Raw genomic sequence first — 25,931 nt, forward strand, 5'->3', positions numbered from 1 at the left:
GTGCCGGGTTGGCGCATGGTGGCCCGCGACGTGGTCCTCTCACTGCCGGGAGGACCACGTTCAGGTGATTCGCACAGGCCGGACCGGCATCAGCACGTCGTCAGCCTGGTCCGTCGTGCCGGCGCGCGGAGCGGCCCGGTGACCCCCGCGCCGCCGTCCCAGCGGCACCCGCGGCGCATCCGCAGCGCGCACGGCACCGCTCACAGGTGCCGGCCGTGCCCCCCGGTGCCGGCACAGGCCAGGGCGGAACCCCGGCCCGGGCCGGACGGTGCCGGGGCGCGCCGCACCGCCCAGCCGGGCGGCGGGACGTGGCGGGTCAGACCGGTGTCGGCGCGGCGACCGCCCCTCGACGCGGCGCGGGCGGCCGGGGCACGCACCCGGGCCTCGGCAACGGTCGCCGCGGCTCCACGGTGCGCCCGGTGGGCAGGATCTCCCCCGTGTCCTCGAAGAGGATCACCCCGTTGCAGAGCAGACTCCAGCCCTGGTCACAGTGTCTGCTGGTGACTCTCGCCGCGTCGTGGTCGGCGCTGTCGGCCGCCGGGCAGGGCGGACTGTGCGGACACCTCCGCCGCGCGACGGGGGAGGCGGAGGCGGGGTCGCCGGACGGCTCCGCCTCTGTGGTGGGCGCCGGCAGGGCCGGGGCCAGGTTGAAAACACTTCCTTGGTGCACGAGCACCAGAGGTTACGCCTCTCCGTTAGGCACGTCACACGGGGGCGCCCGTGCGCCCACCGGCGTGTCACGCCGTACGCGGCCAGCCGGGGGCGGGTGTGGGCGTCCGGTAGGCCGGGGCGTATCTCCCCGTGGCCGTAGGCGAGGGCCGCTGCCCGGCGCTCACGCATATGGGTAGATTGCAGCCCGACGCCGAGCGTTCGACCTGCTCGGACCGGAGGATTGGTCCGAGCCGACAGGCGGGGCCCGCTTCGTCGATCGATCGTCGCGGCCGGGCCGGTCCGGGATGCGGACCATCAAGTTCGGCCCGGCGCACGTCTGCTCCTGGCCTGTGGGGGGTCACGCATGGTGAACGACTCGCGCACCACCGGCGGTCCGCTGCCGGAGACCGCCGGCCCGCTCGCCGCCGGCGGCCTCCACGGCGCCCGCGCCGATGCCACCGTCGCCGATGTAGCCGTCGCAGGCACCGCTGTCACCGGCACTGCCGTCGCCGACTCCGCCGATGACGGTGATCCCGCCGACCGCCTCGACGTCTCCGTCGTCATGCCGTGCCTGAACGAGGCCGAGTCGGTCGGCGTCTGCGTCCGCAAGGCGCTGGCCGGGCTGGCCGCCGCCGGAGTCGTCGGCGAGGTCGTCGTCGTCGACAACGGTTCGACCGACGGCTCCGCGGCGGTGGCGACCGCGGCCGGCGCGCGCGTCGTCGCCGAGTCACGGCGTGGCTACGGCAACGCCTATCTCGCCGGCTTCGCCGCCGCGCACGGCCGGTTCCTGGTCATGGGCGACTCCGACGACACCTACGACTTCGCCGACCTCGGCGCGCTGCTCGCCCCGCTGCGCGCCGGGCGCGCCGACTACGTGCTGGGTTCCCGGTTCGCCGGTGAGATCCTGCCCGGCGCCATGCCCTGGCTGCACCGATACGTCGGCAACCCGCTCCTCACCGGCATCCTCAACCGCCTGTTCGACGTCCGCTCGTCCGACGCCCACTCCGGGATGCGGGCCTTCACCAAGGACGCCTACCGGCGGATGCGGCTGCGCTGCGAGGGCATGGAGCTCGCCTCCGAGCTCGTCATCGCCGCCCGTCGAGCCGAGCTGCGGATCGAGGAGGTGCCGATCACCTACCACCCGCGGGTCGGGGCGTCGAAGCTCCACTCACTGCGGGACGGCTGGCGCCACCTGCGGTTCATGCTGCTGCTGGCGCCCAGGCACCTGTTCGTCCTGCCGGGTCTGGTCCTGTTCGGGCTGGGCACGGCCGGCCAGCTGGCGCTCCTGCCCGGTTCGCTCGATGTCGGGTTCCACCGGCTCGACCTGCACTTCTCCGTGCTGTTCGCGCTGATCGCGATCCTCGGTTGGCAGTTGGTGCTTCTCGGTGTCTTCGCCGACGTCCACAACCATGCCGCGGGGTGGCAGGAGCGCCGCCGCTGGCCGCTGACGTCGATCCACCGGCGTTTCACGCTCGAGCGGGGCCTGGCGGCCGGCGGGATCCTGTTCACCGTCGGCTTCGCGATCGACTGCGTCATACTCGCCCGATGGCTGGCGAACTCGATGGGGCCGCTCAACGAGCTGCGCCCCGCCCTGCTCGCCATGTCGCTGATGGTGCTCGGCGCGCAGACCGCCTTCGGGTCGTTCTTCCTGCGGCTGGTGACGGCCGGGCCGAGCGGCGGCCACCGCCGGGCCGGCTGGGCACCCGCGACCGGACCCGCCGTCTCAGCCGCGGCCACCGGCGCGTCGCCATCCGCAGTCTCGCCGTCCTCAGCGTCGCCGGCCGATCCCCCGCCAGCCGCGGCCCCGCCGGCCGCGAGGCCGGTGGCGGCCGAGCCGGGCGACGACGCGGCGGCCGGTGACCGCGCCCCCGAGCCGGTCGGGGCGCCGGGCCCGGTCGGGACGCCGACGCCAGACGGCGGAGCCGGTCCGGCTACCCGCACGGGCCCGGAAAGTCATGAGAGCGACGAGGATGCGGCGTTCCTCGCCGCGCCCGCACCTGTCCTCGGTGGAATTCCCGCCCACCAGCACTGACCACTCCGATCGGGTCTTACCGTGATCCACATACACAATCGGGGGCCCAAAGGGGACCATTTGGACAATTCCGCGGAACGATCGTGGACCATGGGTGCCGTGACGGCACCTGGACAGCTCCACGCCTCCGGACCCCGCGGCGCGCTGGAGGCCCCTGGCCGATCCCGACCCGGCGACGGCGACGCCTGGACCACGCCCGCCGTGAGCCCGGCTACCGGTGACGACGAGGGCGGCTCCGGCCGCCACGCCGCCCTGGGGCCGGCCGCGGGCCCGTCCGAGCTTGAGCCCGGCTTCGGGCTCGAGCCCGGCTTCGAGGCCGAGCCCCGCTCCGGGCTGAACCGGCGCGGGCGCTTCCGCCGGCGGTCAGCTACCGGACGGCGCTCCCCGCTCGCCCGGCACTCCGTGTTCGGAGTTTTCCTGCTCGCCGGCGTCGTGCTGCGGCTCGTCACCACCTACGCCTACCGGCCCGTCTTCGAGTTCAACGGCGACTCGTACGCGTACATCCGACTTACCCGGCTGTCAGAACCGGACCCGATGCGCCCGGCCGGCTACCCGGCGTTCCTGCGCGCACTGACCGAGACCGGGGCCGACCTGTGGGTTGTCCCCCTGGTACAGCACGTGCTCGGGATCCTGCTCGCGACGGCCCTCTACGTGCTGCTCGTCCACCGCAGGGTGGCCCCGCCGATCGCCGCGCTCGCCACCGCACCGATCCTGCTCGACGCCTACCAGATCGTGATCGAGCACTTCGTGATGGCCGAGACGCTCTTCGCCGTCCTCCTCGTCGCCGCGGTCGTCGCCCTGATGTGGTCGCGCCGGCCGTCGGTATGGGCGTTCGCCCTGGCCGGCCTGCTCCTCGGCGCGTCGGGCCTGGTGCGCACGATCGGCGTGGCCATCGGCCTGCTGGCCTTCGGCTACGTGGTGCTGCGCCGGGTCGGCTGGCTGCGGCTCGGGGTCTTCGCCGTCTTCCTGGCCGCGCCGCTGATCGCGTACGCGTCCTGGTTCCAGTCCTCGCACGGGAAGATCGGGCTCACCGGGGGCGACGCCGCCTGGCTGTACGGCCGGGTCGCCCCGATCGCCGACTGCGGCCAGCTCGACCTCGAGCCCAGCCAGCTCTCGCTGTGCTCCCCGCACCCGGTCGGCGAGCGGCCCGACCCGAGCTACTACGTGTGGGACCGCAACAGCCCGAGCAATCAGCTCGACGTCCCCGTCGACGAACGCGACCGGCTGCTGAACGACTTCTCGCGGCAGGTCATCACCCGGCAGCCCGTTGACTACCTGCGCATGGTCGGCTCCGACATCGCGCACTACTTCGAGCCGGGACGCCGCGTCGGGCCCCGGGACTGGCCGGACGCCACCTGGCGCTTCCCGACCGCGGACGAGCCCCGCTACCTGCACAACGACGAGCCGCTGCTGGGCCTGCACGGGGAGGCCGACCGGCCGGATCGGACCGTGATCGAGCCGTGGGCCGGCTATCTGCGGGCCTACCAGAGCCGGGGCTTCACCCCCGGCCCGGCCCTCGCCGTGGCCGGTGTCCTCGGCCTGCTCTCCTGCCTGGCCGCGCTGCCGCGGGTCGTCCCGGCGGGCCTGCGTGGGGGTGACGGGCGTGCCCGCTGGCACGACCTGACCGCGGAACGCCGGCGCACCGGCGCCGACTGCCTGTTCCTGGTCGCCGCCGGGGCAACGATGATCATCGTGCCGGCGGCCACCGTCTGCTTCGACTACCGGTATCTGCTGCCGGCGCTGTTCCTGCTGCCGCCGGCAGCCGCGCTCGCCGTCCACCAGGGCCACCTGCTGGTCGTCGCGTGGCGTGAGCGGCGCGAGGCCGCCGAGACCCCCTGGCGTACGCCTCCCGGCCCGACCGGCCTCGGCGCGGCCGACCCTGACACCGACGGTGACCCGACCGGTGCTGGCACGCTCAGCGCCACCGAGACCGGCCCTGACGGCGGCGGCGCGACCGGTTTCGGCGCGCCAGGCGATCGCGCCGATCCGGACGCCCCGTTCAGCCTCGGCGGTCTCGGCGCGCCGCCGGGCCGCGTGGCCCCGGCTGGCCACGGCGATCATCGCGAGGGCGGGCCCACGAGGCCGGCCACGCCGGCCAGACCCATCCCGCCGACGACACCGAACCCACCGGCACCGAACCCGCCAGCGCCGATTCCGCCGACGGATCCGATCCCGCCGGCGGCGTCGGCCAGGCCGGCCCCTCTCCGGAGCGGGCCGAACCCGGGCGCGGCGGCGGCGCGGCGGCAGAACCCGTCCGGCACACCGCCGCTGCCGAAACGTGCGCCCGGGGTCACGCTCGAGGCGAGGAACCGCCGATCGCGTCCCGCCGCGGCCGGCGGGGCCGCCCCTGAGACGCCGTCCGGACGAAGCACGCCGCAACGCCGGCCCGTGAGCCTCGGCCCGGACGCCCGGATGCCCACCCCGGGCAGCCGACCCGCGGCGCGCGGCCCGGCCGCGGCGAACGCCTGGGACGACCCGACGGCGCCGCCCACGAAGGTCGAGCCCGACGCCGGGGACGATCCGACGTTCCCCGGTTGATCATCCTGACTGATCAGGCCGGGTGCCCGACCAGATCAGGCCGGGTGCCCGGCCAGGCATGGTGCCGCTGTGGGCCGGTTGCCGGTGTTGGCTAGCGCCAGCCCAGCAGACGGGGCCCGTCGATGCGGGGGCAGGCGTCCACGACCACGTCGAGCCCGGCGTCACGGGCGCGTGCCTGCGCGGCCTCGTCCCGGACGTCCAGCTGCGTCCAGACGGCACCGGCGCCGATCTTCACCGCCTCGTCGATGACCTCGCCGACCAGGTCGGAACGGACGAAGAGATCCACCACGTCCACCGGGAACGGGATCTCGCTGAGCGTCGCGTACCCCTGCTCGCCGGCGACCACCGGCGCCGACGGGTGCACCGGGATCGTCCGCTTCCCGTGTCTGCGCAGGTACCCGGCCACGCCATAGGCCGCGCGCGAGGTGTTCTCGGACAGCCCGACAACCGCCCAGACCTCGGTGTCGGCGAGGACCCTGCGCTTGACCGCATCCGTGTTCTCCGTCATGGACGTTCCAACCCCTGGGCCAGCACGGACAATCCCGCGGCCTCGCCGACGCGCCGGCAAGGCCGGTCAGATCAGCCGCCGTCCGGGCCGGTCAGGAAAGTCGTCGTACAGGCCGGCCGTCGTACAGGCCGGTCAGGTGCGGGTCGTGTGGTGCTCCGCGGCGGCGAGGACGACCTGGGCGGTGAGCCCCGCGACTCCGTCGACGCGGGCCGACGCCAGCGCCAGAGCGTCCGTGTCGGGCGGGAAGTGCTCGTTCGGGACGGCCACGACGGCGAGGCCCGCGGCCGAGGCCGCCCGCAGGCCGTTCGCCGAGTCCTCGACGGCGACCACCACACCGGCCGCCGTGCCGTCCGGCACCCGCATCCGGCGGACGGCTTCCAGGTACACGTCGGGCGCGGGCTTGCCCCGGGCGACCTCCTCGGAGGAGACGACCTGGCGGAACTCCCCCGCCAGGCCGGCGCGGTCCAGCACCAGCTCGATGAGCGTCCGCGGGGACGAGCTCGCCACGCCGAGTGGCCAGCGCTCCGCGAGCGCCCGCACCGCCGCCACGGCGCCCGGGAGCAGCGGCGGCGCGTCGCCGTAGCGTGCCGCGACCCGGCTGCGTACCTCGGCCGCGATCTCCTCCGCGCTGTCACCGGCACCCAGCTCGAGCAGGTACCCGGACCACTCCGCGGTGGACATCCCCATCATCAGGGCGGTGCTGTCGGCCGCCCAGCGGCCCCCGCGCTCGGCCACGAAGGCCCGCCGGACCTCGTCCCACACCTGCTCAGAATCGATCAGCACACCGTCGAGATCGAAGATGACGGCCTGGACGGTGACCGGCGCGGGAGGGAGAGCCACCCGCCCATCCTGCCGGGCCGCTCCCCCTGGCGGGGCCGTGTCCTCCTGGCGGGGCCGTGCCTGCCGGTGTGACATGACCCGGCGATCGGCGAGCCCGAAACGTTAAGGTCAGGAAATGCACAACGCGCACAGCGTTCCAGCGCCTGCCGGGTGCCGGCGGACCGGCCCGGAGACGTCGATCCCCTCGCCATCCGCCCAGGCGGCAGCCGGCCAGGCCGCGTTCGCCCACGCCGCCCACGGCCAGGTCACCTACGCCCAGGCCGCATCACGCCGCCCTGCCCCGGCCGACGTCCGCGGATGAGCGACAAGCACGAGGTGACGCTCTCCCCCTCGGCGGAGCGGGATCTGGCGAAGCTGCCCGAGCTGCTCAGCGCCGAGGTACGCCGGTTCCTGGACGGGCCGCTGCGCAACGATCCCCGTAAGGCTGGGACGCCGCTCGCCGGCGAGAGCCAGGTGGGCATGTTCGAGGCGACGGGGCGCGGTTGGCGGGTGCTGTACCGGGTGGACGCGAACACACGGACGGTACGCGTGATGATTGTCGGACGCCGACACACCCCGTCCCGGCTGCCATTCTGAGAACGGCGGCCCCCCGAATCGGCGACACGCCGACCGGGCGGCTTCGTTGTTTCTCGCTCGCCCACGGGACGATGCCCGCCGACGCCGCCATTCCCGCCCGTGGCCGCGCGCAGGGATCTGTCACCCCTGAGCGCTCCGCCACCGGATCGACCGGCCTAGCTGGGTATTTTCACGCGGGCGGGGCGCCCCGGTTCATCGCCGCGGCGAGCCGCGCGCGGTGCTTCGCCGCGTAGGTTTCCTGGTCGTTCAGCCGCGGGAACTCACCGGCGGGCACCGGCACGTCGAGGAATTCACACAGCGGACCCCAGCCCTGGGCGATGTCGAAAACCAGCAGGCGGTCGGCCGGAATCTCACGGCGTACCGCCTCGCTGTGCTCCTCGAACGCCTGCAGTGCGTGTTCCCTGTCCTGGAAGCGGCCCTTGAAGACGCCGTCCCACACGATCAGGTCCATCATCTTCATGACCCGCGTCGCCTCGGGGTTCGCGACCGTCGGCCGCGCCGAGCCGGCCCGGAACAGCGTGTTCGAGACGCTCTGGTACCACTTCCCGGGATCCCGGACCGTCAGGATGACCCGGGCCGACGGGTAGTGCGCGACGAGCTCGCGCCAGAAGAAGGCTCCCGGCCAGTCGACCGTCGACCGGTAGTCGCGGTACAGGGCATCCCAGTCCGCGGCGCCGCCCTCTGCCGCCGCTATCCAGTCGGCAACCGTCTCCCGGCGGGAGAGGACCTCGTCCATGTGATGGCAGGGGCCGTGGCCGAGCTGTTCGAGAGCAGCCTTGAGCGAGAGCGTTCCGGTGCGCCCGAAACCCACACCGATGACCTCGATCAATGTTCCTCCTCAGAAGATCCGGAGGCAAGAATAGCGACTATTCCAGCATTGGTCCAACACTGATTGCCTCAACCGGTAGCCCGGAGTTTTGATGGCGCTTTGCTCTCGGCCAATTACCCGGATCCCGAGGGAAAATCCGGGAATTACCGCAGAATTACATTCACCCGCAGACTACCTCCGAAATGCTCGCCCCGCGCCACATTCGAGACGGCCGGACGCAGAGAAACAAACACGCGACAACGCCCGCTGGAAGCACCGCGACAGTCGCTCGAGAGAAGTGACAGCCGACCCGCGACGTGACGGTTACGGGCCACTCGTGAATAGGGGGTGGTGGCGGGGCCGAGAGCGGAGATCCGGGCCGCACACGATCAGCCGGGCCAGCAGTGGCGGCAAGCCTCGCGCAAGCCCGCGCGGGCCGAGTTGCACGGCGGCAGGCCGCCTCGGAGTCTCTCCAGACACCATGCGGCCATCGTGCCAGAGACCGCAGCACGGCAGACTGCTTTTCGACAAACGACCCGCCCGCGGCGCGGACGCCCAGGGGCGAGCCACCGGGCGCCGCCGCCGGGCCGCTCCCGGCTTCCCGCAGCCCGGGGAGCGGCCCGCCGGCAGACGCCGGGACAGCCTGCTAGGAGACGTTGACGCCGAAGTCGAGCGCGATTCCGCGCAGGCCGGACGCGTAGCCCTGCCCGACGGCCCGGAACTTCCACTCAACGCCGTAGCGGTAGAGCTCACCGAAGATCATCGCGGTCTCGGTCGAGGCGTCCTCGGTGAGGTCGTACCGGGCGACCTCGGCGCCGGTCGTCGCGTCCGCCACCCGGATGAAGGCCTCGCGGACCTGGCCGAAGGTCTGCCGCCGGGCGTCCGCGTCGTAGATCGAAACCGCGAAGACCACCTTGCTGGCCTGCGGGGAGAGGATCCGGAGATCGACGTTGATCTGCTCGTCGTCGCCCCCACCGCCGCCTACGAGGTTGTCCCCCAGGTGGGTCACGGCGCCGTCCGGGCTGACCAGGTTGTTGAAGAACACGAAGTGGCTGTCCGACAGCACACGGCCCGAATCACCCACGACGATCGCCGAGGCATCGAGGTCGTACGGCGCGCCGGTGGTCTGACGGACCTGCCAACCGAGACCGACGGTAACAGCCGTCAGGTTGGGCGCGACCTTGCTGAGCGAGACATTGCCGCCTTTGGACAGCGACACCGATGACATGTCGTGAGCGTAGTCCCGAGCTCGGGCCCGCGGCATCCCCTCCCCGTACTTGTCTCGTTCCGACCTCACTTCGTTGTGCCGCCCCGGATTCAGGCCGGCGCACGCACCGGTGGGTTGGTTCGCGCATGCCCTGGCCAGGACCACACCTGCCCGCGCGGGGCAGGATCGGCGCCCGGCTAGGGTGCCAGAGATGGAGATCCGCCAGGCGCCGCCGGACTCGGCCGGGACGGCCCGTGTCGTGCCGCGTCACCTGGTCGGCCGGGACCGGGCCAGTCGATGAACCCCGGAACCATCGCGACCGTCGCGCCCGCGGCGGTCGCCGACACCGGGATGACCCGGCGCCGCAAGGCGCTCGCGCTCACCCAGCCGCTGCACGACCTGGACGCCAGGAAGTCGTACCTGGAGGGCGCCGACTTCGACGTCTACGCGATGGCCGAGCTCGCGCTGCACGCCATCGACCTGGTCACCGTGGCCATGGACTTCGACCGGGGCGCGGACCACGAGCAGGTGCTACGCAAGCTCGTCCCGCTGGCCGCCGACCAGGCACCCGACCGGCCCCGCGCCGAGCACGAGCGGGTCGCCCGGTGGGTGCTGAGCAACCTGATCAACGTCGGCAGCGTCGACCGCGGGTTCGACGTCATCTACGGCACCTACCGGGCCGACGGCCGCTACGTGCGCCGGCGGTTCGACTTCAAGCTGCTCGTCGAGCTGACGGGCAGCGGCGGCGAGCTGTATCTGCGCGCCACGGACGAGGCGGTGACCGTCCTCGTCGGCGCGCTGGACACGGACGTGACCTCCGCGCAGATCGCGGCCGAGGTGACGCTGGACAACCTGATCCGCCGCGGCCGGCTGGCCGACGCCAGAACGGCGGCGGAATCGGCGCGGTACCGGACCGTCCAGTACGCCGAGCAGCTGCGCCGACAGCTCGACGCGACGCGGCGCAACGTGCTGGCGGTCGACTGGCTGCGCGCGGTACCGGTGCTGCTGGATGAGGCACTCAGCCACGTCGAGCAGCGGTACCGGCACGAGAACGCGATCCTGACCCACATTCGGCGGTACCGCGACGCGGCCGACGACGCCGATCACAAGCGGCAGGCCGCCAAGCTGGTCGCGATCGTGGCGGACTGCGTCCGCCGCCACACCCAGCTCCAGGCGCGGCTGCTCGAGGCGGGCGCGGTCTTCCGCGCCGAGCAGGACCGCCAGCAGTTCGCGGATGTTCCCGCGCGCGACGGGATCGACCTCTACACGCAGGTCCTGATGCCCGTCCTGGCTCTGCCGGTGGCTACGGCGGCGGCTCCGGCCACTGCCTTCTTCCCGGCAGCCGTGGGAGTGCGCACGCCTCGGGCCGTGCGCCTCGTCGATCTGGTCGACGGGCTTCTGGCGCCACCCGCCGAACAGGAGGTGCTCGGGCCTCCGGTGGTCGAGGCGGACCTGGTCTCGCTGCGCGAGCCGGCACGGTTCGACGACGAGACCTGGTCGGCCGCGACGGCCATCCTGGAGATCGCGCCGGAGGCGCCGCGGCGACTGTCGGAGCTCCTCGCGCAGGCCAGGCGGGCGGGTGGCGCGGACGTGGCCGAGCTGGTGGTGCTGCTCGCCGCGCACGCGCTGAGCCCGCAGGTCTCCGCCGCCGCGCGCCAGGGTGACGACGTCGTGTCGGTCGCCGTCGACGACGGCGTCGAACTGGATGACCCCTGGTTCGGTGGCTCCGACCTCCTCGTCGGCCGGGTGCGCATCGGCGCCGAGGGCACCGATGCCGGCAGCTCCGCTCCCCCACCCACCATGATCCGGAAATAGTCGTGACAGCCACCCATGAGCCCATCGCCGCGCTGGAGCACACCCCGGGCGCGGCCAGCCCTCGTCTCGAGGCCCCCACTGCCCCCGAGCGGGATGCCCGGCGCGAGCACGGCGACGCGTTCGACGCGGCCCGCCTGATCGCCTACGGCCTGCGGCCGAAGCTGGTGCCGGCACGGGACGGGACGTACGCCGAGCTCGTGCGCCGGCATCTGCGGGACCAGGAGTTCGCGGCGCTGACCCAGGCTGTCGCCGGTGGTCTCGGGCTGGTCGTCCTGGACGTGGCGGAGCGGGCGGGCCTGGTGGTCGCGGGAGCTGAGGACTCCGCCTTCACCGTCCGGATGACGGACTACGCGCGGCGGGCTGGCGGGGAACACCGGTCGGCCGAGCGCCTCCTGCACGCGGTCGCGCAGCTCGCCGTCGCCGCGCTCGCGTTCCCCCGCCCGGCCGATCTGCTCGACGACTCCTATGTGGGCCGGGTCAGTGTCGAGGGCGTGGACGCGTTCGTCCGCGAGGCCTGCCGGCTGCTCGAGGAGCGGGTCGCCGCCGACCCGGACACCGAGACCGACCCGGGGGACGGCCGACGGACGCTCGAGGCCGCCTGGCGCCTGTACTCGCGCCGCCCGGCGGCGGGAACGACCCGCGACGCCCGCCGGCTCGCCGGGTCGACCACCGGGATCATCGCCCGGGCGATGGGCTTCCTCGCCGACTCCGGCTGCCTGGTGCCGGTGAGTGAGCAGGCCGGCGGCACGTTTCGCACCACGGCGCGCTACCAGATACAGGTGCGCGAGCTGGCGGCCGACGCGGCGCTCGAGGAACTGCTCGACCTCGGCGTCGTGACGGTGGCCGACGGCTCGGGGGGTGTCCGGGTGCTCGCGGCCGAGCCCGTCCTGCCCGGAACCGAGGCAGGCAGAACGAGCGGGCCACAGCGCGTGGCACCGGAGGCGGACGATGTTTGAGCTCTCCAGGGTGCGACTCCATTCGATCGGGCCGCCCGGGGCGCGGTTCGGCGATGTTCTTCTCGACTTCTCCGGGGTAGGAGCGCCGGTCACCGGACACCGCCAGGATGCGCTCTTCAGCGCCGGCGTGGCCATCCCGGAGACGGACGGTAACAGTGAGGACACGGCACAACGGGCCGGCGGCGCGCCCCCGTCCGACGGGAGCGCACCCAGCCTGAGGACTCCCGGCGCTGTCGCTGCCGGCGGGGTGACCGACACCGCCGTACCGGCCGTTCAGCCTGGTCAGGCTGGCCAGTCGAGCCGCCCGGTCCGGCCGTCGCCCGCGTCTGTGCTGTTCCTGGAGAACGGCGGCGGCAAGAGCGTCCTGATGAAGTTGATCTTTTCGGTGGTGCTCCCCGGCCGGCGGCAGGTCGTGGGCACCTCGAACGGCCGTGTGCTGGACAACTTCGTCCTCGCCCGGGACTGCGGGCATGTCGTCTGCGAGTGGCAGCACGCCGTCACCGGGGAACGGGTCGTCACCGGCAAGGTCAGCGAGTGGCGCGGGCGGGCGACGGGGGACGCGTCCCGCCTCGCCGAGGCCTGGTACTCCTTCCGGCCGAGCGCGGAGCTGGACATCGCCAGCCTCCCCCTCGTCCGCGACGGACGGCTGATCACGCTCGCCGGCTTCCGCACCCGGCTGGCCGAGGCCGGCGCGGCGGACCCGAAACTGGCGATGACCTGGGAGACGAACCAGGGCGCCTGGAGCGAGAACCTCGACGCCATCGGCCTGGACCCGGAGCTGTTCCGCTACCAGCGGGCGATGAACGCGGGCGAGGGAGAGGCCGCGGAGGCGTTCGCGTTCAACAGCGACGAGCAGTTCGTCGACTTCCTGCTACGCGCCGTCACCCCGCCGGAGGATCCCGCCGGCGTCGCCGAGGTCGTCGACGGCTACGCGGCGAAGCTCGCCGAGCGGGCGGCACTCGACGCCGAGCGGGAGTTCGTCGCCGGCGCGCTCGAACGGCTCGACCCGCTGGTCGAGGCGGTCGGGGCGCGCGTGGAGTCCGCGGCGGGGCTGCGGACTCTGCTGACGACGGTGCGCGGCGCGGCCGGGGCCGTCGAGGCGCGGATCGCGCTCGACCGCGTGGGGGCGGTCGAGCTGGATGCCCGCGGCCAGTCCGGCCGGGACGCCGTCGAGGAGGCCGAGCGGGCCCGGCGGCGCGCGGTCGACACCGAGCTCGCGGCGCGGCTGCGGGTCTCCGAGCTGCGGCTGGCCGAGGCCGAGGCGACCCGCGACGAGCTCGTCGAGCGTTTCGCGGAGGCCAACGAGGAGCTGGACGCGTGGCGCGCCGCCGAGGACGTCCTCCGGCACGCGGCCGCCTCGAGCGAGGCCGGGCGGCTGACCCGGCTCGTCGAGGAGGCCGAGTCCCGCTCGGCGCCGGCCCTGGCCGACCGGGACGCCGCCGCCCGTGCCCTGGTCGTCGGGTTGTCCCGGCTCGCGGCCGCCTCCGATGCGGAGGAGAGCCGGGCGCGCGCGGCCGCCGCGGCCCACGATCTGGCCGCCGAGTCGGCCGCGGCGGCGGACCGTGTCGCCGCCGACGGAGCGGCCACGGCACGCGCGGGCGCGGCGGCGCTGCGCGAGCGACGCGCCCGGTCCGCGCGGGTGCTGGCCGAGGCGGTCCGGGACGGCCTGCTCCCCTCCGCTGACATCGATCCCCAGTCGGCGGCCGCCGAGGCCGCGCGGGCGGCGGAGGAGGCGCGCGCCGCCGTCCAGGACGCGCTCGCGGCCGCGACCCGCTCCACGGACCGGGAACAGGCCCAGGACGGCGCCCGCGCCGCCGAACGCGAGCTGGACACCGCGCGCGCCGAGCTCACCCGGCTCACGAGCGAGCTCGAGCAGGCACTGGCCGGGGCACGCGCGCTGACCGCCGACGGCCGGATCGCCGCCCTGCTGGGCCTCGGTACCGGACCGGACGAGCCGGACCAGCTCGATGCCGCGCACCACCTCGACGCGGTGGACCTGGACACCGACGCGCCCGCCGCGCTGGACGCGCTCGCGGCGGCGGTCCTGGCCGCCGAGGAACGCCAGCTGGCGCTGTCCGTCGACGCGGAGGCGGACCTGCGGGTGCTCAACGCGCTCGGTGACGGGGACCTGCGGCCGGCGCGACCGGCGGTCGGCGACGTCCTCGCGGTGCTGACCCGGGCCGGCATCCCCGCGGTCTCCGGATGGCAGCACCTCTCCCGGGCGGTCGCCGCGACCGAACGCGAGCGCGTGCTCGCGGCCCGCCCCGATCTGGTGGACGGCGTCGTCGTGCCGGCCGGCTGGGACGTCGGCGCGGCGCACGCCGCGCTGGCCGCGGCTCGGCTGCTCCCCGACTGCGCGATCGTCGTCGGTGCCGCCGAGCTGCTGTCGGACGCGGCGTCGCCCAGCCACACCGACCACCCTGACAACGCCGACCCCGCGGGCCCTCTTCGCGGGCGGGCGTTCCTCGTCCCGCCGAACCCGGCGCTGTACGACCGGGCCGCCGCCGCGGCCGAGCGGGAGTCCGTCCGGCGTCGACACGAGGAGCGCAGCGCGCAGGCGGCCGAGCTGAGCGCGCGGGCGCGGGCTGACCGCGAGCTCGCCGCGGCGGTCGCCGGCTGGCGCCGGTCCAACCCGCCGGGACGGGTCGCGGGGCTGCGTGCCGCCGCCCGCGCCGGCCAGGACGCGGTCGACGTCGCCGAGAACGCGCTGGCGGCCGCCCGCGAGCTGGTCGGGGAGGCCGTCCGCGCCGCCGAGCGGGCGGTCGCCGAGATCGAACGCCTGCGTGCGGTGGAGGAGGAGCGCACGGCCCGCGCCGCCGCGCTCGACCTGCTCGTCCGCGCCGTCGGGGAGTCGGTGGGAGCCGACAGCGAGATCACGCGGCTGGAGGCGACCGCGGCCGAGCGGTCCACCGAGGCCGAGGAGCACCGCGCCCGGGCCGCGGCAGCGCGGGCGGCGGCGCAGGACGCGCTGCGGCGGGCCGACGACGCCGCGCGCAACGCCCGGGTGGCGCGGGCGGAGTCGGCCGAGGTGGTCGGCGGCGGAGACATCGACAGCGCCGACATCGACAGCGGCAACATCGACAGCGACATCCACGGCGCGGACGGCGCCGGGGACGGCCACGGAGGCTACGGAGCCGGGCCCGGAGCGGGCGGGCCGCCGCCGCAGGTTCCGCTGCTGCGCGCTGTCTACGAGTCGGCCGAGCGGGCGTACGCGCAGGTCGAGGTGGGTGCGGACCTCCGCGGCGAACTGGATCGCGCGCGGCGGGCGCAGGCGGCGGCACGCGGTGCCGTGGAGGGGCTGCCCGCCGCCGTCCGCACCCGCTCGGCGGCGCTGCTGGCCGGTCCGAACAGCGGCGACGCGGCAGCGCGGGCGACCGCCCAGGCCACGTCCCGGCGCGTCGCGGCCGACCTCGGCCGCGAGCTCGACGCGGCGCGGGAGCGGCTCGGCGGACTGCGGCAGGAGCTGCGCCACACCGCCGCCGAGGTGACCGACGCCGGAGCGCGGCCACTCGCGCGGGACGAGGGCCCCGCCACGATGGAGCAGTCGCGGGACGCGCACCGGGCCGCCGTCGAGGCGCTGCACGAGTCGGAGGCCGCCGTCCGGGCGGCCCGGGACGCGCTGGACGAGCTGGAGCGCCACGCCGCGGCGCACGAACGTGAGGTGGACGCCTTCGGTCTCGTCGCCGAGACGCTGTCCGAGCTGCGCGCGGACGCCGAGTCGGCCGTAGCCGGCACGAGCGAACGCACGGGTGCCGGCGAGCGTTCCGACACCGGCGTCGGCGAACGTGCGGCCTCCGACGTCGGAGGCCGCGCGGGCACCAATGCCGGAGACGCCACGGGCACCAGCGTCGGACGCGGCAACGGCGCCGTTGCCGCGCCGGCTGGCTCCGCCGGATGGCCGGGCGGCGTGGAGGCGTTCGACGGGGACACGGCCGCGGCCACGGCGATGGCCCGCGAGCTGCGGTCGTCCTGGCGGCAGGCGGTGGCGGCGCACGGCGAGGCGGCGGGACGGGTGCGGGCCGCCGCCGACGCCGTGGCGGCCTGGGCCGCCACCGACCGGTTCGAGTCCGTCCGTTCGCCGGCCCGCCGGCAGATGGTGCGGGCCGGCCGGGACGCCGTGGCCGCGAACGCCGCCGACTGGGCCGCGGCTCTCGCGCCGCGCCTGCGCAGCCTCGACGACGACCTGGCGCACATCGGCCGCAACCGGGCCGCGATCGTGGCCCGGCTCGAGGGCATGGTGCGGGCCTCGCTGGGCACGCTGCGCTCGGCGCAGCGGCTGTCCCGGCTACCCGACCGGCTCGGCGACTGGTCGGGCCAGGAGTTCCTGCGCATCACCTTCGCCGAGCCGGACCCGGTGGCGCTCACCGACGCGCTCGGCGAGGTGGTGGACGCCGCCGCGCGCGGTTCGGCCACCCCAGGGCCGGCGTCCACAGGTACCGTCGCGGTCTCCCCCGGCGGGCCCGGTACGGCCGGGGCCCGCCGGGACGGCATGACGCTGCTGCTGCGCGGCGTCCGCGCCGCGCTCCCGGGCGGGGTGCGGGTCGAGATCCTCAAGCCGGACGCGGTGCTGCGCACCGAGCGGGTGCGGGTCTCCCAGCTCGGCGACGTGTTCTCCGGCGGCCAGCAGCTCACCGCGGCGATCATCCTGTACTGCACCATGGCCGCGCTGCGGGCCAACGACCGTGGACGGCTGCGCGCCCGGCACGCCGGCGTCCTCTTCCTCGACAACCCGATCGGACGGGCCAGCGCCGCCTACCTGCTGGACCTGCAGCTCGCGGTGGCCGATCGGCTCGGAGTGCAGCTGATCTACACCACCGGCCTGTTCGACACCACCGCGCTGAGCGCCTTCACCCTCGTCATCCGGCTCCGCAACGACGCCGACCTGCGGGCCGGGATGAAGTATCTGCGGGTACAGGAACGACTGCGCCCGGGACTGACCCCGCCGGACGTCGCCGCGGGCGGCGCGGCCGGAGTGATCACCGCCAGCCGCCTGTTCCGCCGGACAGCACCCGGCCCGCCGGCCACGGCATCAGTGCCAGCCACGAGATCAGCGCCGGCCGGGACCGGCCGGGAGGCCATCGCCGCCACGAACGGGGACCGGTCCGATCCCGCCGCCGCGAACGCGCATACGGGACCGTGAGCATCGAGTCCGCACCGAGCCTTGGTCCCGCGCCCGGCGGATGAGACCATGAGCCCGCGCCGCCCGGCACCCCCCGAGCCGGGCGGCGCCGTTCCGGCGGTCAGCCGCAGGCCTCCGGCGGTCAGCCTGCCGGGCAGGGGCGCACCTCGACGGACCCGTCGGTCGTCGAGCTCCGGCCGTCGAGGTCGGTCGCCACCACGGTGTAGGTGATCGTCCCCGCCGCCGGCACCGGCCCGATCGGCCCGGACCAGGTCGACCGGTCGTCCACCGCCGTGCCCAGTTGGAGCGGGGTGGTGGTGGCCTGTCCGTCCGGCGCCCGGGTGCGCACCTCGACGCCGAGGACGCCCGTCGGGTCGACGACCGTGGCGGTCACTGTCGCCTGTGTGGTGCCCTGATCACCGGCGCAGCCGCTGGGGAGGATCGTGGTCGGCGCGGCCGAGACGCCGCTGAGCCCCGGTGCCCCGGAGACCCGCGCGGTGATCCGCAGGTTCCCGCCGCCGGAGCCGTCGACGGCCGAGACCGGGACGTCCAGGTCGATCGAGCCCGGCGGAGCCACCGCCCGGTCGAGGGTGACCACGAGCGGCACCTGCGCGCCCGGACCGACGACGTCCTGCCCCGGGACGACGCTGACCCACCCGGGCGTGTCGCCAACGCGCACGCGCGCCGGTGACGTCCCGACGCCGAGCACGTCGAGCCTGATCGTCGACTCCACCTCGCCGAAGTCGACGTCGGTGCGGCTCAGCCCGATCGCCGGCCCGGCCGGCGGGGTCCCGCGCGGGCCGCCCGTGCCCGCTCCCGGGCGAGCCGGCGCGGACGTGCCGCCCGCCTGGGACGGTTCGGGAGACGCCGAGACCCCGGAGCTCTCCAGGGGCTCGGGCGGCCCGGATGCCCCGAACGCCCCGACGGGGACGGGGCCGTTCGCCGTCGGCGAGGGAACCGGCGGGGACGCGACGGAGGTCGACACGACGATGCTGGTCCGCGCACCGGCCGGGTCCCGCACCGCGGACGCCGGCCCCGACCCGCTGTTGTGGATCAGGAACAGGGTCGTGGCCAGGGCCGCCGCGGCCCCCACCGCGGCCGCGACCCGCCCCCACCGGATGGGGAGGATCCGTTTGGAGCGCCCCCAGGGAGAACGGTGCCGGCCAGCGGGACTGATCTCGTCCGCCATCCGTTGTTCCATTGGGTCCGAGCGTAGGCCCAAAAGTGGATACAGGACCCCGATTCACTCGTTTCCGTGACGAAGTCCCCACCAAACCCACCACACCAGCGTCTGGGTTACCAACGCGAACCCGAACAGCAGGTCCTCGACCGGCGCGAACACGAGGCGGGGCCCGGCGATCGCGTCCGGGTCGTACACGACGATGTCGAAGCCGGTCAGGATGCCGTTCGTGACGAGCTGGAAGAAGACGATGATCGCGTAGGCCGTCCAGAACAGCCGGCGGGTGAGCAGCCGGGTACGCAGGATCCGCAGGTCCAGCAGCACGCTCACGACGACGCCCACGACGGCCAGCGCGGTGTAGCTCATCCCGGCCCGCGGGCCCCGTCCGCCGGCCTGTCGCCGGCACGCTCGCCGTCCACCTGCTCGCCGTCCACCTGCTCGGCGCCAGCCCGCTCGTCGCCCGCCTGCCAGCCGGTGACGGCGCGCACGGCCTCCAGCGCGAGCACGGCACACACGGGGACCACGACGAAGAAGAGGACCTCGTCGAGCGGGAGGCCGCCGGGCAGCAGCACCCCGGTGGTGCGCCGCGGGTCGAACGCCCAGTGGCCGCGCGCGATCGCGTACAGATCCCACCCGACGAAGACGACCAGCACCGGCGCCACCGACAGCAGGAGGCGGCGGGGGCGCGCATACACCCTCGTCCGCAGCAGGATCTCCAGCGGCGCCGTCGCCACCAGGCACCCCAGCAGCACGGCGAGGTAGCTGAAGTGGCCCAGACCGCCGAAGTGACCGAGGCGGCTCACCGCGGACGCCCTCCCCCGGTCAGGCCGAGCGCAGGCGTTCGGCGAGCGCGGTGGCGGCGGCTCCCGGATTCGCGGCCTCGGTGATGCCCCGCACCACCACGACCCGGCGCGCGCCGGTCTCGAGGATGGCGTCCAGGGTCCGCGCGTCCACACCGCCGGTGACGAACCAGGGTTTGGCCCCCGGCTCGAACGGCGGGGCGTGCCGCGCGGCGAGCCGCGGCAGGCCCATCCCGACCGGTGGACGGCCCTCCTTGGTCGGCGTGGCGTGCACCGGGCCGACGCACACGTAGTCGACGTCCGGGTCCGCGAGCGCGGCCAGGAACTGCTCGGGATCGTGCGTGGACAGCCCGATGAGCGCGTCCGCCCCGACGATGGTCCGCGCCAGCCGCGGCGGGATGTCATCCTGCCCCACATGCAGGATGTCGACGCCCGCGAAGGCGGCGACGTCGGCCCGGTCGTTGGCGCTGACCAGGGCACCGACCCGGTCCGCGGCCTCCCGCATCCGGGCCAGCCCGGCGAGCTCCTCGCGCCACTCCAGCCCCTTCTCCCGGAGCTGGACGAGGTCGACGGCGGGCGCGCCCGGCAGGCCGAGCACGTCCTCGAGGAAGCTTCCCTCGTCGCCGCGACGCGCGGTGCACAGGTAGAGGCGGGCGTCGAGGAGGCGGGCCATCCGACGCGCGCGCAGCGACTCAGCCCCCGGCGACGGCACGGACGATCTCCAGGGTGTCGCCGTCGGCCAGGTGGACCGAAGGCATCTCCGACGGGGTGAGTGCGGTGCCGCGCAGTTCCACGACCACCGAGCCGGGCCGCAGCCCGAGCTGGACGAGCAGGTCCGGCAGGGCGAGCCCGGCGGGCACCTCCCGCGGCTGCCCGTTGACGACGATCCGCGCGACGCCCGGGCCACCGGCCGGGGCGGTGCTGACGGCTGCTGGTCCCGGGGACGGATCGAGCTCCGCCCGGTTCGGACGATCGGCCATGCACCCGACCCTACGGGAGCGGGCGCCCCTGGCCGGGCGGGTTCGGCGGGCCGGCCCGGTCAGAACCCCAGCGCCTGCGCGCGCCGCCTGACCTCTTTGCCGCGGTTCTCGGCCAGCGCCTGAACCGGGGTGCCCGGCAGGCTCGGATCCTCCCGGAACAGCCAGTCGAGGGCCTCGTCGTCGTTGTAGCCGGCGTCGAAGAGCAGCGTGAGCAACCCGGGCAGGCCCTTGACCACCGCGCCGTCCTGGATGAACGCCGCGGGCACCTTGAGCACGCCGTCCACCCGCCGGGCCAGAAGGGTGCGGTCGCGCACCATCTGGCGCACCCGGGTGACGGGCACTCCCAGACTCTCGGCCACGTCGGGCACGTTCAGCCAATCCATGGTCAACAGTAAACACCGTTGCGTTCCGGTTTGCTTTGACCCCTGCGCCGGGCTGGTCAGCCGGGCGCCATCTGCGCGCCGCCGGCCGCCGCCGACCTGCGGGCCGCCTCGAGCACCGCGACCAGCCGGCGGGCGTCCTCCGGCTGCTGCTCGGCCAGTGGCCAGCCGGCGACCAGGCAGTCCGCGAGCTCGCGATGGAACCTCGTGGCGTCGTGCGGCCCGGTCGACAGCGCGGTGCGCGTCCCGTCGTGGGCGAGCAGCCGCGGTGACCGCGGCGCCCCGCCGTGGCCGTCGCGGGCGTCGCGGGCGTCGCGGGCGAGCAACGAGCCGATGCTGCCAAGCACCTGGGTGCCGGGCCGCGCGGCGGCGGCCACGTCCGAGATCGTCACCTGGGCCTCGCAGCCGCCGGCGAAGTGGAGGAGCACCCGGGCGTGGTCGGCGTTCGTGACGTGGTGCCACACCCGCTTGTGCCCGAAGGCGCTGACCCACTCGACCTGGTCGTCGACGAGATCGAGGACGCGGCCGAGCTGCACGGCGCCCCGGTCGAAGATCAGCCCGCCGCTGATCCGCTCGTCGTCGTGCCAGGTGCCGGTGGGCCGCCGCAGGCCACCGGAGAAGACGTCGATCCACATCACCTCGCCGACGTCCCCGCGGTGCACGGCCGTGCGCATCGCCCGGTGACCTGGGTCGTCCCGGCCGTCGGGGTAGACGGCGAGCAGCAGCGAGCGGCTCTGGGCGAGCTCGGTCAGCTCGTCCACCTCGTGGGTCGACAGGCACATCGGGGCGTGCACGACCACCTGCTTGCCGGCCTCGAGCGCGCGGCGGGCCCACTCGACATGGGTGTGGGTGGGGGTCGCGACGATCACCAGGTTGAGCTCGGGGTCGTTGACCAGGTCGTCGGGGTCGTCGACCCGGCGGGCCGGCCGGTCGGTGTCCTGGCCGGGCGGGCGGGCCATCCCGCCGTCGCAGAGGGCGGCCAGCTCCAGGCCCTCGACGGCGTCGACGGCGTCGATGTGCACGCCGAAGACGTCCGGGGCGCCGATGAGCCCGACCTTGACCGGCCCGGCGTCGGTCACGCCGAGCGCGTGGCGCAGCCAGCGGCCGACGAGCCGCTGGTAGCGGGGATCGGCGAGCAGTTCCTCGCCGGCCCCGAGGGTGAAGATGCCCAGGCCGGTGGACGGCCGCCAGGTGCAGATCGGGTGCTCCCCCATCTCGTGGCGCACCATGAGCAGCCGTTCGACGTCCTCGGCCACCTTCTCCGGGATGACCCAGGACTCCCGGGGCCGGAAGTCCCCGAGGCGGGCGGCCACGGCGGCGCCGTCCGGACCGGGGATCAGCGGCAGGTCGTAGAGGGGCGTCACCCGGCCGGGGGTGAGCCCGGAGGCGTCGATGAGCGGGCTGTCCGGCGACAGCGACCGGACGGTCGGCCCGGCCAGCAGGACGGGCACGGACTGCCGGGCCCGGTCGAGCAGCTCCTGCTCGACGTGGTCGAGCGGGCGGTCGATGAGGACGAGCAGCGCGTCGGCCGAGCGGGCCGACGTCGGCCCGAGCCCGGCGGCCCGTAGATGATCACCGAGCGCATTCACGCCGGGAAGGTTCGACACCAGGTGAATGCGTGGCACGGGGGGCACTTTAGTCAGAACCCACCCGGACGGGAACAGTGGGTTCACGACACGCGAGCACGCCACGCACTCCACGACAAAAAGTAAACAATACTTTTACGGAAAGTAGTCAACTGCGGGCATGGCAAAGACCGCCGGCCGCTCGGAGCGGCCGGCGGCGCCCGTCTCACACCGGCTGCGCGGGCTGGAGCTCCTTCAGCGCGACCGCGGGGTCCGCGAACCGCTCGGCGTCCGGCGCCACGCCGGCGAGCAGCATCCGCCGGCCGGCGACCATGTCCAGTGGTCGGGCGACGGTCACCAGAGCGACCAGCTCGCCGTCCGGGGCGAACCAGCCCGCCGACCAGCCCGGCGCCCGCTTCGCGCCCTCCGGCGCGACGGCGGTCGGATCCCCCCGCAGCACCAGCGTGCTGTCCGCGCCGGGCATCCCGGCGAACTGGATCATGCGCCCGAACTGCTGCGACCAGAAGTACGGGACGGGATCGTAGATCTCGGCCTGGTCGCCGGCCTGCGCCGGCCCGTCACCGCCGGCCAGCGAACGCAGCAGGGTGGCCACGGCGACCCGCGGCGACTCCTGGGCGCATTCCCAGTGCTCGACGCGCAACCGGCGGTCGTAGCGCCGGGACCACCACGCGGCGCAGTCCCCCACCGCGACGACCGAATCCGGCCGGTAGCCGCCGGCCCCGTCGGCCGTGCCCGGCCCGCCGGCGTCGGCCGCCCTGGCGCCGGGCACCGCCGACAGCCATTCGTCGACGACGACGCCGCGGTCCAGCGGCAGACCCGACGACTCCAGCCAGGCGACGTCCGGGCGGACGCCGACTCCCACGACCACCACGTCGGCAGGCACGAACTCGCCCCCGGCCAGCGCGAGCCCGTCCGCCCGGATCTCGTCGACCGCGGCACCGAGCCGCAGGTCGATCCCCACCTTGGCGTACCAGGGGACCGTGTACCCGCCGATCTCGGCACCCAGCGCGAGCAGCGGCGCGGAGCCGGCCTCGACGACGGTCACGGCCGCGCCGGCGGACGCCGCGTGCGTGGCGACCTCGGCGCCGATCCAGCCCGCGCCGACGATGGCCAGCCGGATACCCGGGGTCAGCGCCTCGCGCAGCGCGAGGGCGTCGTCGATGGTGCGCAGCACCCGCTGCTCGCCGGGGCCGGGCAGCCGCACCGGGGCGGCGCCGGTCGCGAGCACCAGCCCGTCGAACTCGACGGCGCCGCCGTCGGTCTCCAGCACACCCGGGCGCAGCCCGGTCGCGTGCCGGCCGAGCAGGAGCTCCACGCCGTCGAGGTCGAAGGGCAGCGAGGTGTCGTCCGTCCGCCCCGACAGCACCGCCTTCGACAGCGGCGGCCGGTCGTACGGCCGATGCTCCTCCGCGCCCACCAACGTGATCGTGCCCGCGAAGCCCTGGGCGCGGAGCTCGACGACCGCTCGCCCTCCGGCCAGCCCGCCACCGACGACGACGACGCGATCCATCAGCCCACCCGCTCCATGGGCCGAGAGGCTACTGGGCAGGTCTGTCCCGTGTCGCCCGCTAGTCGCGCTGCCCACAACGGCGGGCGGCGCGGACTCGCCGCGACGGAGGATCGCCGGTCAGCCGGTGGCGTCGACCAGCGGGAAGGCGTCCTTCCACACGGGCTCGTAGCCGGCGCCGACCAGCATCGCGGCGACGTCCGCCGGGGAGCGCTCGTCGGAGATGGAGAACTGCTCCTGCGCCGTCCCGGGCCGGCCGTACCCGCCGGGCTCGGTGGACGAGCCCGCGCTCATCGTGGTCACCGCGATGCGGACCAGGCCGTCGCGCAGGGCCGCCGGCTCGCGGGTCGACAGTGAGATCGCCGCGTCCGGCTCGAACAGCCGCAGCGCCGCGTGCGCCTGGACGAACTCGGCGTCGCCGACGACGACGGTCGGTGGGAAGCCACTGGCGCTCGGCTTGATCCTCGGCAGCGCCACCGAGACCTCCGTCCGCCAGAAGCGGCGGGCGAGGAAGGATGCGTGCGCGGCGAGCGCGAGGACGTCGGCCCGCCAGTCCGGCGCCAGGCCGAGCAGGACGCCGAGGCCCAGGCGGCGGGCGCCGGCGCGGGCCGCCCGCTCGAAGGAGGACAGCCGGCGGTCGTAGTCGCGCTTCCACCCGGCCACGTGCACCTGCGCGTAGCGCTCCCGGTCGTAGGTCTCCTGGTAGTGGACGACGCCGTCGAGCCCGGCCGCGACCAGCCGGCTGTAGGTGTCGTCCGACCAGGTCTGGGTCTCCACCGAGATCGAGGGGACGAACGGTCGCAGCCGCTCGACGACGTCCACCAGGTACCCGGCGGAGACCTCGACGCGGTGCTCCCCGGAGACCAGCAGGATGTGCCGGAAGCCGCGGTCGGCCAGCAGGCGCGCCTCGGCCTCGGCCTCGTCGACCGTCAGGGTGCGCCGGGCCACCTCCAGCCCCTTGGCGAACCCGCAGTAGGTGCAGGACGACAGGCAGGCGTTCGACACGTACAGCGGGGCGAACAGCCGCACCGCCCGGCCGAACCGGCGCAGCGTCGTCTCCCGTGCCGCCTGCGCCAGCTCCTCCAGCCGCCCGGTCGCGGCCGGCGACAGCAGGACGGCGAGGTCGGCGATGTCCAGCCGGCCGCCGGCGTCGGGCCGCCCGGCGGCGACGGCCCGGCGCAGGACGGCGTCGACCCTCGCCTCGTCGGCCTCGACCGAGACACGGGCGAGCGCCGGGATGTCGAGCGCGGCGAGCTCGCGGGCGAACAGCCCTGCCGGGCTGGCCATCAGCCGGCCCCGCCGGGCAGACCGCCGGGCACCGCGCCCAGGAAACCGGTGAGCGGAGAGGACGCCTCGGCCACGGTGGCGCTGCCCGCCCGCGGCCTGCCGGCGAGGTGGGCCATCCGCCCGGCGGTGGTCGCGAGCGCGAAGGCCCGGGCCATCGCGACCGGGTCGGCGGCGATCGCGATCGCCGTGTTGACGAGCACCGCGTCCGCCCCGATCTCCATCGCCTCGGCGGCGTCGGAGGGCGCGCCGATGCCGGCGTCCACCACCACCGGGACCCCGGCGGTCTCCACGATCGCCTCGATCGCGTCGCGGGTGCGCAGGCCGCGGTTGGAACCGATCCAGCTGCCCAGCGGCATCACCGTGGCGCAGCCGGCCTCCTCGAGCCGGCGTGCCAGCACCGGGTCGGCCGAGCAGTACGGGAGCACGGTGAACCCGTCGGCGACCATCAGCTCGGCGGCGCGCAGCGTCTCGATCGGGTCCGGCGCGAGGGTGCGCGGATCCGGCGTGACCTCGAGCTTCACCAGGGACGTCCCGGTCGCCGCGCGACCGAGCCGGGCCAGCCGCAGCGCCTCGGCCGCGTCCTGCGCGCCGGAGGTGTTCGGCAGCAGCGTCATGCCGGCCGGGACGAAGTCGAGCACGTCGCCCTCCCCCGCGCGGCTCAGGTCGACCCGGCGCAGGGCGACGGTGACGATGTCCGCCCCCGAGGCGACCAGGCTGTCGCGCATGACCGGATGGCTCGCGAACTTGCCGGTGCCGACGAGGAGCCGGCTGGCGTAGACGGTGCCGGCGATCCGGAACGGGTCGGGATGACCGCGCTCCGAATGGTCGGACTCCGGATGGTCGGAGTTGTCCGGCTCGCGTCGGACCTCGGTGACCCGCTGTGTCATCAGATGGTTCCTCCCCACGCGCGCATGACCGCGATCGGGTTATGCGGGTCGCCGGCGGCATGCTGGCCGGCCTCTCAGCCCGCGTCCGCGGGCTCCCCGGTCACGCCACAGTCTAAGCCGCCGCGCGCGGCGGACCAGCGGCTCCGGCGAACCCGGACAGACAACGCGTCCCGGTACGGCGTCCGGGAGCTCACCCGGGCCGGGATCGACCGGGCTCCCGCCGAGCGGGCCCGAGATCGAGCACGCGGATCGAATTCCAGATTTTGTGACGAAC

General features: G+C 74.8%; 22 protein-coding genes and 1 riboswitch. Of the genes, 7 read left to right on the plus strand and 15 right to left on the minus strand.

Annotation, left to right across the window (positions count from 1 at the left end; translation table 11 throughout):
- Positions 1 to 316: 316 nt before the first annotated feature.
- Positions 317 to 676, minus strand: a complete 360-nt coding sequence (locus FMEAI12_RS38015; protein WP_112105902.1) for a DUF5999 family protein — start codon at positions 674 to 676, stop codon at positions 317 to 319.
- Positions 677 to 1,015: 339 nt separating this feature from the next.
- On the opposite strand from FMEAI12_RS38015, the gene FMEAI12_RS10740 reads away from it, so the two are divergent.
- Together FMEAI12_RS10740 and FMEAI12_RS10745 are read left to right on the plus strand one after the other, a co-directional pair.
- Positions 1,016 to 2,683 carry a glycosyltransferase family 2 protein gene (locus FMEAI12_RS10740; RefSeq protein WP_112105903.1) on the plus strand — a complete coding sequence of 556 codons (1,668 nt, stop codon included), beginning with the start codon at positions 1,016 to 1,018 and terminating at the stop codon, positions 2,681 to 2,683.
- A 90-nt stretch (positions 2,684 to 2,773) separates the two neighbouring features.
- On the plus strand, positions 2,774 to 5,221 hold the full coding sequence (locus FMEAI12_RS10745) for a hypothetical protein (RefSeq protein ID WP_235013880.1): 2,448 nt from the start codon (positions 2,774 to 2,776) through the stop codon (positions 5,219 to 5,221).
- A 91-nt stretch (positions 5,222 to 5,312) separates the two neighbouring features.
- On the opposite strand, the gene FMEAI12_RS10750 is transcribed toward FMEAI12_RS10745, so the two are convergent.
- Positions 5,313 to 5,729 (minus strand): CoA-binding protein, encoded by a 417-nt coding sequence (locus FMEAI12_RS10750; protein ID WP_112105905.1) that lies wholly within the window; start codon positions 5,727 to 5,729, stop codon positions 5,313 to 5,315.
- Positions 5,730 to 5,861: 132 nt separating this feature from the next.
- On the minus strand, positions 5,862 to 6,569 hold the full coding sequence (locus tag FMEAI12_RS10755) for an HAD family phosphatase (protein WP_071061861.1): 708 nt from the start codon (positions 6,567 to 6,569) through the stop codon (positions 5,862 to 5,864).
- 115 nt (positions 6,570 to 6,684) lie between these two features.
- On the opposite strand from FMEAI12_RS10755, the gene FMEAI12_RS36170 reads away from it, so the two are divergent.
- Complete coding sequence (locus FMEAI12_RS36170) at positions 6,685 to 6,870, plus strand: hypothetical protein (RefSeq protein ID WP_146776671.1); 186 nt, start codon at positions 6,685 to 6,687, stop codon at positions 6,868 to 6,870.
- Entirely contained in the window at positions 6,867 to 7,145 is a 279-nt protein-coding gene (locus tag FMEAI12_RS10760) for a type II toxin-antitoxin system RelE/ParE family toxin (RefSeq protein WP_071061863.1), read from the plus strand. The genes FMEAI12_RS36170 and FMEAI12_RS10760 overlap by 4 nt, the downstream gene beginning before the upstream one ends.
- A 169-nt stretch (positions 7,146 to 7,314) precedes the next feature.
- Here FMEAI12_RS10760 and FMEAI12_RS10765 read toward each other — a convergent pair whose 3' ends face one another.
- Both FMEAI12_RS10765 and FMEAI12_RS10770 read right to left on the minus strand, forming a co-directional pair.
- On the minus strand, positions 7,315 to 7,974 hold the full coding sequence (locus FMEAI12_RS10765; RefSeq protein WP_112105906.1) for a sulfotransferase family protein: 660 nt from the start codon (positions 7,972 to 7,974) through the stop codon (positions 7,315 to 7,317).
- A gap of 625 nt (positions 7,975 to 8,599) precedes the next feature.
- Entirely contained in the window at positions 8,600 to 9,181 is a 582-nt protein-coding gene (locus FMEAI12_RS10770) for a TerD family protein (RefSeq protein WP_071061866.1), read from the minus strand.
- A gap of 276 nt (positions 9,182 to 9,457) precedes the next feature.
- Here FMEAI12_RS10770 and FMEAI12_RS10775 point away from each other — a divergent pair, with 276 nt between their 5' ends.
- The 3 genes from FMEAI12_RS10775 to FMEAI12_RS10785 are packed head-to-tail and all read left to right on the plus strand — an operon-like array spanning position 9,458 to position 17,071.
- A complete protein-coding gene (locus FMEAI12_RS10775; protein WP_112105907.1) occupies positions 9,458 to 10,975 on the plus strand; it encodes a hypothetical protein in 1,518 nt (505 codons plus the stop codon).
- Positions 10,976 to 10,977: 2 nt separating this feature from the next.
- Positions 10,978 to 11,931, plus strand: a complete 954-nt coding sequence (locus tag FMEAI12_RS10780) for a hypothetical protein (RefSeq protein WP_071061870.1) — start codon at positions 10,978 to 10,980, stop codon at positions 11,929 to 11,931.
- A gap of 10 nt (positions 11,932 to 11,941) precedes the next feature.
- Entirely contained in the window at positions 11,942 to 17,071 is a 5,130-nt protein-coding gene (locus tag FMEAI12_RS10785; protein WP_235013881.1) for a hypothetical protein, read from the plus strand.
- A gap of 121 nt (positions 17,072 to 17,192) precedes the next feature.
- On the opposite strand, the gene FMEAI12_RS10790 is transcribed toward FMEAI12_RS10785, so the two are convergent.
- From FMEAI12_RS10790 to FMEAI12_RS10835, 10 genes are all read right to left on the minus strand, one after another.
- Complete coding sequence (locus FMEAI12_RS10790; RefSeq protein WP_235013882.1) at positions 17,193 to 18,239, minus strand: hypothetical protein; 1,047 nt, start codon at positions 18,237 to 18,239, stop codon at positions 17,193 to 17,195.
- A gap of 54 nt (positions 18,240 to 18,293) precedes the next feature.
- The gene (locus FMEAI12_RS10795; RefSeq protein WP_071061876.1) at positions 18,294 to 18,596 is read right to left on the minus strand and encodes a lycopene cyclase domain-containing protein; all 303 of its coding nucleotides are present in this window, start codon (positions 18,594 to 18,596) and stop codon (positions 18,294 to 18,296) included.
- The gene (locus tag FMEAI12_RS10800) at positions 18,593 to 19,006 is read right to left on the minus strand and encodes a lycopene cyclase domain-containing protein (protein ID WP_071061975.1); all 414 of its coding nucleotides are present in this window, start codon (positions 19,004 to 19,006) and stop codon (positions 18,593 to 18,595) included. Before FMEAI12_RS10800 ends, FMEAI12_RS10795 begins: the two co-directional genes overlap by 4 nt.
- Positions 19,007 to 19,052: 46 nt before the next feature.
- Entirely contained in the window at positions 19,053 to 19,742 is a 690-nt protein-coding gene (locus tag FMEAI12_RS10805; protein WP_112105911.1) for a thiamine phosphate synthase, read from the minus strand.
- Positions 19,723 to 20,010 carry a sulfur carrier protein ThiS gene (gene thiS / locus FMEAI12_RS10810; RefSeq protein WP_112105912.1) on the minus strand — a complete coding sequence of 96 codons (288 nt, stop codon included), beginning with the start codon at positions 20,008 to 20,010 and terminating at the stop codon, positions 19,723 to 19,725. Before thiS ends, FMEAI12_RS10805 begins: the two co-directional genes overlap by 20 nt.
- Positions 20,011 to 20,069: 59 nt before the next feature.
- A complete protein-coding gene (locus FMEAI12_RS10815) occupies positions 20,070 to 20,393 on the minus strand; it encodes an Rv2175c family DNA-binding protein (protein WP_041253898.1) in 324 nt (107 codons plus the stop codon).
- Positions 20,394 to 20,449: 56 nt separating this feature from the next.
- Positions 20,450 to 22,015: a Gfo/Idh/MocA family protein gene (locus FMEAI12_RS10820; RefSeq protein WP_112105913.1), complete on the minus strand. Its 1,566-nt coding sequence runs from the start codon at positions 22,013 to 22,015 to the stop codon at positions 20,450 to 20,452.
- A 166-nt stretch (positions 22,016 to 22,181) separates the two neighbouring features.
- A complete protein-coding gene (locus FMEAI12_RS10825; RefSeq protein ID WP_112105914.1) occupies positions 22,182 to 23,486 on the minus strand; it encodes an NAD(P)/FAD-dependent oxidoreductase in 1,305 nt (434 codons plus the stop codon).
- A 117-nt stretch (positions 23,487 to 23,603) separates the two neighbouring features.
- Positions 23,604 to 24,770 (minus strand): 2-iminoacetate synthase ThiH, encoded by a 1,167-nt coding sequence (gene thiH / locus FMEAI12_RS10830; RefSeq protein ID WP_112105915.1) that lies wholly within the window; start codon positions 24,768 to 24,770, stop codon positions 23,604 to 23,606.
- On the minus strand, positions 24,770 to 25,657 hold the full coding sequence (locus FMEAI12_RS10835) for a thiazole synthase (protein WP_235013883.1): 888 nt from the start codon (positions 25,655 to 25,657) through the stop codon (positions 24,770 to 24,772). Before FMEAI12_RS10835 ends, thiH begins: the two co-directional genes overlap by 1 nt.
- Positions 25,652 to 25,766: riboswitch (TPP riboswitch) on the minus strand. (Overlaps the previous gene by 6 nt.)
- Between the last annotated feature and the right edge of the window lie 165 nt (positions 25,767 to 25,931).

It is taken from the genome of Parafrankia sp. Ea1.12 (genome assembly GCF_900465275.1).
Classification (GTDB): Bacteria; Actinomycetota; Actinomycetes; order Frankiales; family Frankiaceae; genus Parafrankia; species Parafrankia soli.